The following is a 13255-nucleotide window of genomic DNA, read 5'->3' as shown; positions in this document are numbered from 1 at the left end:
ATACTTTATGCTTAAATATAAGAACATTATGATACAATAATTAGTAAGTCTGTTTATTTTTTCTTGCAAAAGAGAGATACTACTTGTTGTTGCTCTCCAAAATAACCTAGTCATCCGGTCTATTTCTTAATAATTGCGCATACTACAAGTATCCTTGCATGAATTGAATTACCTTTAAGGAGGAAAGTTTTGTGAAAAATAACTTCTATAAAGTCCTCTCTATGTGGATTTTACAAATTTTATTTTATTTTACAACTGTACATGTAACGCAATATGAGCATGCTCTCATTTTTACAATTATATATGTAATTGTTAATGTACTATTTCTATTATTAACTGATAAAACCGCATTTGTTCTTTTTATATTAGCAACCATTACTTCGGTATTCTATCTGTTCTACCAAGCATGGCTTTACTTATGGAGTACATCAGAACAATGGGAATACATTATTACTCACTTCCTAATGGCAGCAAACTTCTTCATCGTATATATCTCCACTCATTTATTAAAGAAGGTTATTCATGAAAATAAAGAATTAACCGAACGTGTGAGAATATTAGAACAATACATTGGAGAATCAAAATTATTAACAAGACAAGAATTCGAAAGACGACAAGCATTATTAATCACTGCAATGAATCGTCGTAATGAAACAGGTGTTATTATTTACTTTGATTTCAATTCCTTTAGTAAATATACAAAGGAAAGTGTTATGAACCGTGTAGCTTCATTATTAGTTGAAACGATAAGAGATGACTTTGATCTTGCTGCTGAATACGATAATAATAAGCTAGTTATTTTATTACAAAACACAAATGAAGCCGGTGCTGACATTGTAATGAACCGTCTAAAGCCAAAAATGGAGCAATGGCTTGCTGCTGAAGCGATCCAAGATATACAAATTTCACGCGAGCAAATTGGGAACAAAGGAAAGACGTTATTATGATGACACTCGTTATACTGCTTTTATTCCTTCTGTTTTGCGTACTCGTTTTTTGGATTAGTATCACATTTTCGATTAAGTATATACTTATCTTTACAGCCTTTCTATTCTCTGCCTTACTTGTTTACTATTCTTTCTTAACACTCGCAGGTTTAGTTCACCGAAATAGTAAACGAAAAGATCGTACGCTAGAACATTATCCAAGCGTCGACATTTTAATACCAGCCCACAATGAAGGGGTCGTTATTAAAGATACTTTAGAGGCGATGGCAAAGATTGAATATCCAGGTAAACTAACTGTTTATTTATTAAACGATAACTCTCAAGATGAGACACCTGAAATTGGTGACGATTTTGACAAAGCTTATGCTCATATTCGTCACATTCGTGTTCCGGCGGGTGAACCAAAAGGGAAATCGCGTGTATTAAACTATGGTCTTAGTATTTCAGATGGTGAATACTTCTGTGTGTATGATGCAGATAACCAGCCTGAACCACATGCACTGCGAATGCTTGTAGAACACGCTGAAACAACCGAGGATGCTGTTGGAGCTGTTGGTCACGTTCGTACTGTAAATGAAAACAGAAACTGGCTAACACGAATGATTTCATTAGAATTTCAAATCTTCCAGCTCCTTATGCAATCAGGACGCTGGTTACTATTCCAAACAGGTTCACTAACAGGAACAAATATGCTTCTTCGTCGCTCTGCATTAGAAGAACTTGGCGGCTATGACCCGTATGCAATTGCAGAAGACGCTGAATTAACATTACGAATTACACAAAAAGGCTATCTCTTACCGATCGTTCCAGAATCGATTACATGGGAACAAGAACCTGAGCATTTAAAAATCCTTATTAAGCAGCGTACACGTTGGCTCCAAGGGAACTTGTACATTTTAGAAAAAATGTTTTCTTCCTTAAGTTTCTTTAAAGGAAAACTTCTCGTCCATTCCTTACAACAAGTTTTAGTGTATGTTGTATTTTGGCTATTCTTAATCATCTCGAACGTTTGGTTTGTAATTGGGTTACTCGGGATATTCCAAATTCAATATAGCATTCCGCTACTATTTATGTGGTATGTCGCATATATTACATATGTTTCTCAATTATTTAGTGCCCAGAGTGTGGAACGAACCTTTACACCAACTAATATTTTTATTAGTGTTATCATGTACTTTACGTACGCACAGCTCTTTACGTACTTATTCATTCGCAGCTTAATTTTATACTTACGTGCAAAGAGCAAGAAACAAGTCATTGGCTGGGATAAAACAGTTCGATTCAAAAAAGAAAAGTAAAACTTTAATCAGTGGGAGTTCTCCCACTGATTTTTATTTTGTAAATAAAAATCAGCACAGAGCGCCGTATGCTCTGTGCTGATTTATTGCCGTATAAATTATATATATCAGACAATACCCCTTAGCTGAAAGTAATTTCACGTCCATCCCCCAACGAACGATTGACCTTCATTTATATACGAAAAAGTGATTGCTATTTTTGTAGAACCAATTGCTTCTCTTGCTGTTCTTTGCGCGTTTCAGTCTTAGGTTCCGTGCTTTCTTGGACACTACGATGTGCCACACGTTTCAAACAAATATGCTTCCACTTTCTTTCGTAACGTTTCATTATTCTAGATGTCCCCCTTGAATGCGCTTTAAAACTATTTGAAATCGCTTACAGGAAATAATATAGCACATATAAATAAACGTGACAACACATTTCCGACAATTTTTTGTCAAAAATACAAATAGAATCCGCAAGATATCGAACATTGTCGAAATGTATCGATTTATCTTCGTATAAAAGGCATACTACTTACATAGTAAAGTATTTTATTTCCCTGACTTGCAGTTAAAATTCCTTCTATATAAAAAAGAGCTGATACATAATCAGCTCCTTTTCCTTCTATTATTAATGACGCTTCATACGTCCTTCTTTTTGTAACTCTTTAAATAATGCTGCCATCATAAAGAAAATAACGAAGACGAATGGGAATGCTGCTATGATAGCTGCCGTTTGTAAGGCTTCTAATCCACCTACATATAATAAGATAGAAGCTAGTGCGGCTAAAACGATACCCCAAACCATTTTAATGCGGTTCGGCGGATTTAAACTACCATGTGTCGTTAACATCCCTAAAACAAATGTCGCAGAATCTGCAGATGTAATAAAGAATGTAGAAATCAGAAGAATTGCTAGCACAGATAAAGCTGATCCAAAGCTTCCCATCTGATCAAACATAGCGAACAATCCTACTTCAGTCCCCATCTCTTTAATTTTTTCAAAGATATGTGCATCGCCGAACAGCTCCATATGAATACCCGTCCCGCCGAAAACAGAGAACCAAAGCGCACCGATTACAGTCGGTACGAGTAACACACCGATAACGAACTCACGAATCGTACGTCCTCGTGAAACACGGGCAATAAACGTACCTACAAATGGTGACCATGCAATCCACCATGCCCAATAGAAGATAGTCCACGACTGAATCCATTGGTTTCCACCTTCATCTAATGGACTTAAGCGGAAGCTCATGCTTGGCAATTCCTGAATATAAGAACCGATTGTTGAAGTGAAGTAATTCATAATAAAGTTTGTTGGACCTGCAAATAATACAATAATCATAAGTGCAAACGCCAAAATAATATTCGCATTACTTAAATATTTAATTCCTTTATCAAGACCTGTTTGCGCAGATAACATAAATAACACGGTTACGATTGCAATAATAACTAACTGTGTCGGCAATGAATTCGGGATAGATGTTAAATAACTAACACCACCAGCAATTTGTTTCGCACCAAGACCTAATGATGTTGCGACACCAAACACAGTTGCAAAAACAGCTAACACATCAAATGAATGAGCAATACGTCCATGTTCCCCGTCTTTGAATAACGGACCTACTGTCGCACTAATTGTACTTGCTTTTCCTTTTCTAAAAGTAAAGTAAGCAATACACAGCGCTACAAATGCATATAGTCCCCACGGATGTAATCCCCAATGGAAAAATGAAAAACGTAATGCAAGACGCGCACTTTCCTCAGTTGCACCTTCTCCAAACGGAGGTGCGTACAAATGGTTTAATGGTTCAGCAACGCCCCAGAAAACTAAACCGATACCCATACCAGCGCTAAATAGCATAGCAAACCATGTCATATAACTATAATCAGGTTCATCATCATCTTTACCTAAACGAATAGAACCGTATTTCGAAACAATTAAAAAGATAGACACACCTAAAATAATAGAAACAGAAATAATATAGAACCATCCAAACTTACTAACTAGTGCAGTTTGAATTGCGGTTGTTACATTTCCTAAGCTACCTTTTCCCATAATAGATTCGGGAATAATCCCCCAAATTGTAAATGCAATACATAATGTTAATGAAACGATGAATGTTTTTGTCAGTTTCCTCATCAAATCCCCCTTCGTAGGTTTCACTTTTGTAAATAACATAAATTCCGATATGTAAAATCGGATAGAAAACTATAATTTTACGGTGATTTTCTTACTTTCACCTTCACCAACTAGAATTCTTATGGACAGCCTTACCTTCCGTATAATCTTTTTACTCTGCAAGAGCTATAAGATCGAAATACTGCTGTCAAATTGTGCGAGAAAAATGCGGATGGGGAATGTGTTTTCCCAAAAAAGGATGTGTTACAGATGTAAAAAAGGGCATTTTTCTTCCTTGCAACCCTTTCTGTTTGTAACAATTATGCGGTTTTTTTGCTAGTATATAGCACGTGTTTATAGTTTCACAAACGAAATGTTTATGTTTATATAACTATATTACCCATAAAACGGTAAAATACTCAAGGAATGTAACCGTTTAGTAAACATTATGTAATACTCCTGTAATATTTTTATTTACGCCGAAAACAATATGTTGTATTAAATATTTTGAATATAAGTAGAAACCTACTAATCATATAGAATGAAAAACGCTTTCTTATATTTTTTGCTATATTACAGGATGTTAACGACTGATTACGAATGGTTTGTAATTGTGTGTTTTCCTCAAATCCGAAAAAATCTGTTGCTATAATGAGGACACGAAAACAAACGCAATGGAGGCTATCATGAAAAAATTAATTGGAATAGCAACAGCAGCAGTTTTTGGTCTTGGGATTTTCACATCATCTGCTAATGCAGAAACTGTTGTAACAACAGACGTACTAAATGTACGCGAAAACCCTACTACGGAATCAAAAGTTGTCGGTAAATTACTAAACGGGAATAAAATAGATGTTCAAAATACAGAGAACGGATGGTCAAAAATCACTTTAGATGGTAAAGACGCATTCGTAAGTACAGAGTTTACAAAAAGCATCTACTACGTAACAGCTAACGTATTAAACGTACGTGCTGAAACGAACACAAACTCAGAAATTCTTGGAACGTTGAAGAAAGACGATATGATCGAAACAACGAACCAAGTACAAAATGAGTGGTTACAATTTGAATATAACGGGAAAACAGCTTATGTTCACGTTCCTTTCTTAACAGGTACAGCACCTGTTATAGAGAAACAAGAACAACCTGCTCCTGCTAAAACTGTAGCACCAGCTAAAGCGCAAGCACCTGCAGCACAAGCAAAACCAGCTGCTAAGCCTGCTGTGAAAGCTGCTGAAACTAACACACCTTCTGGTGGTCGTGAGTTAACAGTTGTAGCTACAGCATATACAGCTCACCCAAGCGAAAACGGTGGCACATACGGTGGCCGTGTATTAACTGCAATGGGTCATGACTTAACAGCGAACCCAAACATGAAAATGATCGCTGTTGACCCGAAAGTAATTCCATTAGGATCTAAAGTATGGGTTGAAGGTTATGGAGAAGCTATCGCTGGAGATACTGGCGGTGCAATTAAAGGTAACCGTATCGACATTCTACTTGGATCAGATAGCGCTGCTCAAAAATGGGGACGCAAAACTGTTAAAGTGAAAATTTTAAAATAACCAATGAATGCTAAAGCCGGTTCTCTTTGTTGAGAGCTGGCTTTTATTTTTTTATAATAACTATAAGGAGGTTATGTTCATGAATGTACAAGCAAAAGTAGACTGGATCGGTACACCAAAACCGTATATATATAAAGATGAAGTAACATACGACGCTACTTCCATTGACTTTTCACTCGCTGGCGATGACAATCGATATAGATTAATTGTGCTCAGCTTTGAAGAAAATACACATTACAAAATTGTCCAATATGGAATCAAACCCGGCTCACAAAAGCCATTTCCTATCGATATTCCATTCGAACAAAACATGTTACCAATTATAGAACAAATATTACATGATCCATATGTGCAAGCGATATTAAAGGAAACGCGCTCATAATTGTAAAAAAGGATATCACCTCGTCGAATTTTTTCGGCTAAGTGATATCCTTTTTATTTTCCCTTCGTAAACATGAGTAGAGAAAAATATATTAACGGTTCGACACGAAATATCGATTTACTGACAAAGATTGACAAGAGAAGTAAACTACAAAAAAGATGCCGTTCAAAAATATTGAAAAACACCTTTCCACCTCCATTCACAGTTACAATATGATAATCCAAATTTCATTTTTTCTGTTTTGAGCATTTTTTGTTTATAATGGTAAAGGAAAGAAATATGTGTACGGAGGAATATTATGCTGCAACACTCAATTACGAAAGATGAAATTATGATGATTGCGAATGAGTTCGTTCAAGGACTAGATCCACAGCAAACAGCTGATCAGGAACATGTCGCTACAGCTCGGCACCTATATCGTAGTGGTGTTGTCTACAACGTTGACTTTGATGGTTATACGCTATCAGGAACTGTAGATGCTGCAGGCAGCGTATATAGCGTCCATATCCCGATTCGTAACGTCGCTGAAAGCTATTGCGATTGCTTTGCACCAACGCAATGTGAGCATATGCTCGCTGTTTTACTATCTGCAGCATCTAGTTTCGGGCAAGTAGGAGATGTATTAACTTTATTTAAAAATAATACGAAACCTTCCCTTCCTCCTATTCGAACTGCAAGACAAGTATTGCAATCATCAGCGTTTGAAGAAACGGATTATAAAAGTTGGCAATCGTATTTTGACAACGAATATGAATCATTTAAAAAAGAACAAGCTCGGCTTACTTATAAACAAATGTATTTTCTTATGAGTATTTTTACAGACTTCTATACGAAACTCGAGCGGAAAGCTCCGCGTATCGTTGCGATACATGAGTTGTTCAGGCTACACGCAGCGCTTTATTGCTTTCAAAAATTATTAGAAGAAATTCAGGACTTCGAAGCAAATAAAACGTATTCTTATCACCAGCCTGTTAACGTCGTTCGCTTATTTGTAGATAAAGTGGAATCCATCGTTCGGGACTTACAATCAGAAGCGATTCCTTCAGAGTCTGAAGCAATTTTGCAAGAAACAGCTCGTCTCGTTCACGAAGTATTCTTCTCCACCGATGCCTATACGCAAGAAAGATTTTTTATTTATCGTCACATATGGAGTGAACTCTTACACAATAAAGAGAAACTGCAAGAAGAAGAAAAGCGAATCGATACGAAAATCAATCCACTTTCCAAAGCATTAGCATCTTCTCACCTACTCTTTTTAAATGACGAAGACCTATTAGCGATGGACTTACTAAAAAAACAGCCTGCTTCTGTTGTAAGTCTGTACTTCTATTGGTTAGAAGAGCTATTAAATACAATGCAGTGGGATCGTGCGAAAAACTGGCTTTCCTTTACGTATAAACAAGTGAAGAAAACGATACATGAGCACGAAAATACGATTTTCATAAAAGATATCGTTCGCTTATTTGTCATCATGTATGAAACGTATGCAACCCATACAAATGAACAAGCCGGACTCGAAATGATTTTGCAAGAGCTACTACCATATAGTTTCGCAAACTATGAGCAATACGTACTCGCGAAAAAGCAATATCGTACATGGGCAGAACTTCAGCTCTTACATGGGTTTGAAGCAATTGAACTTTTGAAAGAGCCGCTGAAAGATATTGAAAAGGAAGCACCAGAAGCAGCCCTTCCTCTTTATCACCTTGCTGCTACCGAGGCCATTGAAGAGCGAAACCGCAAATCATATAGACGTGCAGTTCGTTACTTAAAGAAATTACGTACATTATATAAACGATTAAAGCGCACTGATGAATGGGATGCTTTCATTATCCACATCGCAAACTTACATTCACGTCTGCGTGCACTACAAGAGGAATTACGGAAAGGAAAATTAATCGATGATCAATCAAACTGAAGTAACAATTAGGCTCCAGCACGTTAGTCAAGGTTGGTTCCTTTGGGGAGAAAATGACAGCGGTACTCCATTATCCGTAACAAGTTGGAAACGAAATGCATTTACGTGGCATTCCACTTCCTTCTACGGCACGTTTCTAAAAGAAGCGACCTTTGAAGGAAAACAAGGTGTTATGCTAACAAACGCACAAGCATTTGAATACATCGCTAATAAACCGATGAACTCCTTTGCCCATATTCAAATGAATGGCCCTATTACAGCACTTACGAAAGATGCGAACGAATTATGGGATGCCTTCACAAGCGGTAGCTTCGTACCTGATATGGAGCGTTGGCCCAAACAACCATCTTGGAAAGTGCAAAATACCCCAATCGAAGATGACACATTGGCATCTCTTTTCTCGGCCGCGGTAAATGAAAGCATATTACAAGATAACCGTTCAAACGATGGATGGGAAGATGCCAAGAGACTTTATGAACATTACGACTTTACGAAAAGACAATTGGATGCAGCACTACATGAAGAAGATTGGCTTCGAAAAATTGGTTACATTGAAGATGACCTTCCGTTTACAATCGGACTACGGCTACAAGAGCCACAAGAAGAATTTGAAATGTGGAAGCTTGAGACAATTGTTACACCAAAGCGCGGGGCACATCGCATATATGTATATGAAAGTATCGATTCTTTGCCAAAACGATGGCACGATTATGAAGAACGTATTCTTGAAACACAAGAAGGATTCAGTAAGCTCGTACCGTGGTTAAAAGAAGGCGATACATTCCGAAGTGAGCTCTTTGAAACAGAAGCGTGGAACTTCTTAACAGAAGCAAGTAACGAATTACTCGCTGCAGGTATTACGATTTTACTGCCATCCTGGTGGCAAAATTTAAAAGCGACAAAACCAAAATTACGTGTGCAGCTGAAGCAAAATGCTACGCAAACGCAATCTTTCTTCGGCATGAATACACTCGTTAACTTTGACTGGCGCATTTCAACGAACGGCATTGATTTATCCGAAAGCGAATTTTTCGAACTCGTTGAACAAAACAAACGGTTATTCAATATAAATGGTCAATGGATGAGACTGGATCCAGCCTTTATTGAAGAAGTACGAAAGCTTATGAACCGTGCCGATAAATATGGACTAGAAATGAAAGATGTCCTTCAGCAACATTTATCAAACACTGCTGAAACAGAAATTGTAGAAGAAGATAGTCCATTTACCGATATTGAAATCGAGCTAGATGGATATTATGAAGAGCTATTCCAAAAACTATTGCACATTGGAGATATTCCAAAAGTAGATGTCCCTTCTGCACTAAACGCAACACTCCGTCCGTATCAACAACATGGCATTGAGTGGTTATTATATTTAAGAACGCTTGGATTCGGAGCATTATTAGCTGACGACATGGGACTTGGAAAAAGCATTCAAACGATCACTTACTTACTATATATAAAAGAGAACAATCTCCAAACAGGCCCTGCTTTAATCGTGGCACCGACATCTGTTCTTGGAAATTGGCAAAAAGAATTTGAGCGTTTCGCACCAAATTTACGTGTTCAGTTACATTATGGAGGTAACCGAGCGAAGGGCGAATCATTTAAAGACTTCCTTCAATCAGCAGATGTTGTATTAACATCTTATGCATTAGCTCAGCTTGATGAAGAAGAACTTAGTACGTTATGCTGGGATGCTGTTATTTTGGATGAAGCACAAAATATTAAAAACCCACATACGAAACAGTCGAAAGCAGTACGAAACTTGCCAGCAAATCACAAAATCGCTTTAACCGGTACACCGATGGAAAACCGACTTGCCGAGCTTTGGTCTATTTTTGACTTCATTAATCATGGATATCTCGGCAGCTTAGGACAATTCCAGCGCCGCTTCGTCTCACCAATTGAAAAGGACCGTGACGAAGGAAAAATCCAACAAGTTCAACGTTTTATCTCGCCGTTTTTACTGCGTCGTACGAAGAAAGATCAAACCGTCGCATTAAACTTGCCTGATAAACAAGAACAGAAAGCGTACTGTCCACTTACTGGTGAACAAGCTTCCTTATATGAACAACTTGTTCAAGATACATTGCAAAATGTAGAAGGATTAAGCGGGATTGAAAGACGCGGATTTATATTACTCATGCTGAACAAACTTAAACAAATTTGTAACCATCCTGCTCTTTATTTAAAAGAAACAGAACCAAAAGACATCATCGAACGTTCCATGAAAACGAGCACGCTAATGGAACTAATTGAAAATATAAAAGATCAAAATGAAAGTTGTTTAATCTTCACACAATACATCGGTATGGGGAACATGCTAAAAAATGTGTTAGAAGAACATTTCGGTCAGCGCGTCCTCTTCTTAAACGGTAGTGTACCGAAGAAGGAACGTGACAAAATGATCGAGCAGTTCCAAAACGGAACGTATGACATTTTCATCTTATCGTTAAAAGCAGGTGGAACTGGCTTAAACTTAACCGCTGCCAACCATGTCATTCACTACGACCGTTGGTGGAATCCAGCTGTAGAAAACCAAGCAACAGACCGCGCATATCGTATTGGTCAAAAACGCTTCGTTCACGTTCATAAACTTATTACAACGGGGACACTCGAAGAGAAAATTGATGAAATGTTAGAAAGAAAACAATCCTTAAACAATGCCGTCATTACAACCGATAGTTGGATGACCGAACTATCTACAGATGAACTAAAAGAATTACTTGGTGTATAAACAGAAGGAGCTAATCTCAAAAGATTAGCTCCTTCTTCTATTCCAAAACCAATTACTTATTATAATCCCTGTTAATCCGCCGCACGTATCCAATAATGAATCTTGCCACATCGGTGTACGATCTCCCGTAGTCCATTGATGAATTTCATCAAATGTTGCATATCCCGCAACGAAAAGGAGAGCGTATATAAAACACCTTTTTCTCGAATAACCCAATCGATGAAAAGCGTAATACGTCAATGCACCGAGCATAAAGAACACCATAAAATGAGCACCTTTACGAAGGAAAAACTCAATAAATCCGCCTACACCTTTATTTGCAATGCTAACAGGTGTACCACCACCATAATCGATAGATACCCACGAAAAGTGCTCTTCCACAAACTCAACATTTACATATTGTTCAATATCCGAACGCATATCCTGCTTTTTATATGGTTGTGCCGAGGAATAGAAAATCAACCCCATCCATAGTAAAACAGGAATCCAAAATAACCATTTACGATTCATTCTTCCGAAACCCCTCTCTTAGTCTTTTAAGCGTACCAAAAAAAAGAATAAATTTCACGCCAAAACATGACATTTGCACCCTATTTATAAAGTGAAAGGGGGTGATAAACATGGCAGTCGAAACAATCGTAACGGACTTAACTTTACGTCTTGTCTTAAACAGTGGATTAGATAAGAACGGAAAAACAGCTTTTAAGCAAAAACAATTTAAGCGTGTTAAAACAAACGCAAACTTAGAGCAAGTACAAAACGTAGCACGTGCTCTTGCTTCTTTACAAGCATCACCGCTTCACGCTATACAACTTGTTAGCACATCAGATCTTTCTACCCTATAAGGTTAAACTTTACTCAGTGGGGGGATGTTCATCCCCCGCTAAGTATGAACCAACACCAATTACCCTGCCCGCAATATAGCGGGATAAATAAAAAGGAGGAAATAAAGTATGCAAGTACTAGAATTAATTTTCGCGAAAGAAGATGGAAAAACAGTTGTTTTTTCTATCGAAAAACCGATCACACCCGTCGATGCACAAGTCGTAAATCAAGTAATGGATACCATCCTTGCCTCATCTGTATTTTCATCAATTAATGAAAATACCAGAAAAAAAGGAGCCCGTCTCGTAGAAAAGAATGTATCTGAAGTTCCAATTAACTTATAAACAAAAAGACGAATCTGCATCATTTTGCAGATTCGTCTTTTTTCTTCGGCATTTCAATCGGAATAAAGATTTTTGAAAAACCGACGCATACATATTTATAATGTTCTCCGCCTATATCAAACTCGGTCGTATATGTTGAGAAGAAAATATAATCATTTCGCTTTGTATAATTCTCGATTAATAATCCAACTTGTGGCTCAACATATTTTTTCGCCAACTTCTTACCAGCCGATGCTAAATCGCCAAGGAGACCCTCTTCATTCTCCTTTTGAACTTCGTCTAGCTTCTTACTTACATCATTACGTTTCATAAACTGCTTCGCTGCCCAATCCGTATATTCACCTTTACTCGGATTACTATTTGCTAAATATACTAGAAGCACGACAACTAGAGCCATAATAATATACTTTTTCTTCATACTATCTCACCGCCTACTCTTTTCTATTTTCATATATATGTACAAGCGATGCAAATTAGAAAGACTAACATCTATTGATTGTAAACGAATAGCCAAAATTTACAATATGAAACGGAATATTAACAATTAATTTACTTAATTCGTATATAATTATATTTGGTATTACTATCATTTATAAGGGAGGAATCAAATTTATGAATGAAGAAAATGATATTATTATTTCTAATTCTACAATGATGCTGGAACCTTACAAGCACCCTTATTATCGCACCAAAATTATTGACAGTAGCGGGAACCATCTTTACTCCTGTCAAACTGCGCTCCAACTCATCAAGCAATCTTGTCTAACCAATGTTCACTCTACTTATCAAGGTAGACGTAATGCAGTCCAAACAAACTTTAAATTTAAACAAAATGTCCCAATTCCGATTAATCATCGAGAATATATTTGTGCTTTTCCGACAGAATCTCCTTCTTCTCCAAACTGTATATGGTTATTTTATAACCATATACATGACATAGAATTTTTCAAAAAGAGTAAAAAAGCTAACATTCATTTTTCAAATGGCACTACTACAACAATACATATCAGTCCCCATAAGTTAAAACAGCAATTATTAAAAGCTGGATACGTATTATCACGTATGAACATGCAAGATTCACTACAATTTAAAAACCTCTTATTACATTTACTACCTTAACAGAATAAGT

12 protein-coding genes are annotated in these 13255 nt (G+C 37.0%); 9 read left to right on the top strand and 3 right to left on the bottom strand.

The window, feature by feature from the left end:
- Nucleotides 1-191: 191 nt before the first annotated feature.
- Complete coding sequence (locus tag QEP67_RS01235) at nt 192-947, top strand: diguanylate cyclase (RefSeq protein ID WP_048566680.1); 756 nt, start codon at nt 192-194, stop codon at nt 945-947.
- On the top strand, nt 944-2245 hold the full coding sequence (locus QEP67_RS01230; RefSeq protein ID WP_000988744.1) for a glycosyltransferase: 1302 nt from the start codon (nt 944-946) through the stop codon (nt 2243-2245). Before QEP67_RS01235 ends, QEP67_RS01230 begins: the two co-directional genes overlap by 4 nt.
- A 613-nt stretch (nt 2246-2858) precedes the next feature.
- Here QEP67_RS01230 and opuD read toward each other — a convergent pair.
- Nucleotides 2859-4373, bottom strand: coding sequence for a glycine betaine transporter OpuD (gene opuD, locus QEP67_RS01225; RefSeq protein WP_048566681.1), 1515 nt, complete (start codon nt 4371-4373; stop codon nt 2859-2861).
- Between the two features lie 665 nt (nt 4374-5038).
- Here opuD and QEP67_RS01220 point away from each other — a divergent pair.
- The 4 genes from QEP67_RS01220 to QEP67_RS01205 all read left to right on the top strand — a co-directional run bounded on the left by QEP67_RS01220 (nt 5039) and on the right by QEP67_RS01205 (nt 10957).
- Nucleotides 5039-5917, top strand: a complete 879-nt coding sequence (locus tag QEP67_RS01220; protein WP_048566682.1) for a cell wall-binding protein EntA — start codon at nt 5039-5041, stop codon at nt 5915-5917.
- Between the two features lie 79 nt (nt 5918-5996).
- Entirely contained in the window at nt 5997-6299 is a 303-nt protein-coding gene (locus QEP67_RS01215; RefSeq protein ID WP_001102531.1) for a DUF3910 family protein, read from the top strand.
- Nucleotides 6300-6597: 298 nt separating this feature from the next.
- On the top strand, nt 6598-8217 hold the full coding sequence (locus QEP67_RS01210) for a hypothetical protein (protein WP_000939124.1): 1620 nt from the start codon (nt 6598-6600) through the stop codon (nt 8215-8217).
- On the top strand, nt 8201-10957 hold the full coding sequence (locus QEP67_RS01205; RefSeq protein ID WP_353706501.1) for a DEAD/DEAH box helicase: 2757 nt from the start codon (nt 8201-8203) through the stop codon (nt 10955-10957). The genes QEP67_RS01210 and QEP67_RS01205 overlap by 17 nt, the downstream gene beginning before the upstream one ends.
- 24 nt (nt 10958-10981) lie before the next feature.
- On the opposite strand, the gene QEP67_RS01200 is transcribed toward QEP67_RS01205, so the two are convergent.
- On the bottom strand, nt 10982-11467 hold the full coding sequence (locus QEP67_RS01200; RefSeq protein WP_048566684.1) for a VanZ family protein: 486 nt from the start codon (nt 11465-11467) through the stop codon (nt 10982-10984).
- A 110-nt stretch (nt 11468-11577) separates the two neighbouring features.
- Here QEP67_RS01200 and QEP67_RS01195 point away from each other — a divergent pair, with 110 nt between their 5' ends.
- Together QEP67_RS01195 and QEP67_RS01190 are read left to right on the top strand one after the other, a co-directional pair.
- Nucleotides 11578-11802 carry a DUF1659 domain-containing protein gene (locus QEP67_RS01195; protein ID WP_000257711.1) on the top strand — a complete coding sequence of 75 codons (225 nt, stop codon included), beginning with the start codon at nt 11578-11580 and terminating at the stop codon, nt 11800-11802.
- A gap of 108 nt (nt 11803-11910) precedes the next feature.
- Nucleotides 11911-12126, top strand: a complete 216-nt coding sequence (locus QEP67_RS01190) for a DUF2922 domain-containing protein (protein ID WP_001197599.1) — start codon at nt 11911-11913, stop codon at nt 12124-12126.
- A gap of 19 nt (nt 12127-12145) precedes the next feature.
- Here QEP67_RS01190 and QEP67_RS01185 read toward each other — a convergent pair whose 3' ends face one another.
- Entirely contained in the window at nt 12146-12544 is a 399-nt protein-coding gene (locus QEP67_RS01185; protein WP_000731403.1) for a DUF4359 domain-containing protein, read from the bottom strand.
- Between the two features lie 194 nt (nt 12545-12738).
- Between QEP67_RS01185 and QEP67_RS01180 the strand changes: the two genes are divergently transcribed.
- Nucleotides 12739-13245 carry a competence protein ComK gene (locus QEP67_RS01180; RefSeq protein ID WP_048566685.1) on the top strand — a complete coding sequence of 169 codons (507 nt, stop codon included), beginning with the start codon at nt 12739-12741 and terminating at the stop codon, nt 13243-13245.
- Nucleotides 13246-13255 lie beyond the last annotated feature (10 nt).

The sequence above is a fragment of the Bacillus cereus group sp. MS39 genome (assembly GCF_040448665.1).
GTDB classification, from domain to species: Bacteria; Bacillota; Bacilli; order Bacillales; family Bacillaceae_G; genus Bacillus_A; species Bacillus_A wiedmannii.
This window is presented reverse-complemented; position numbering and strand designations above follow the sequence as displayed.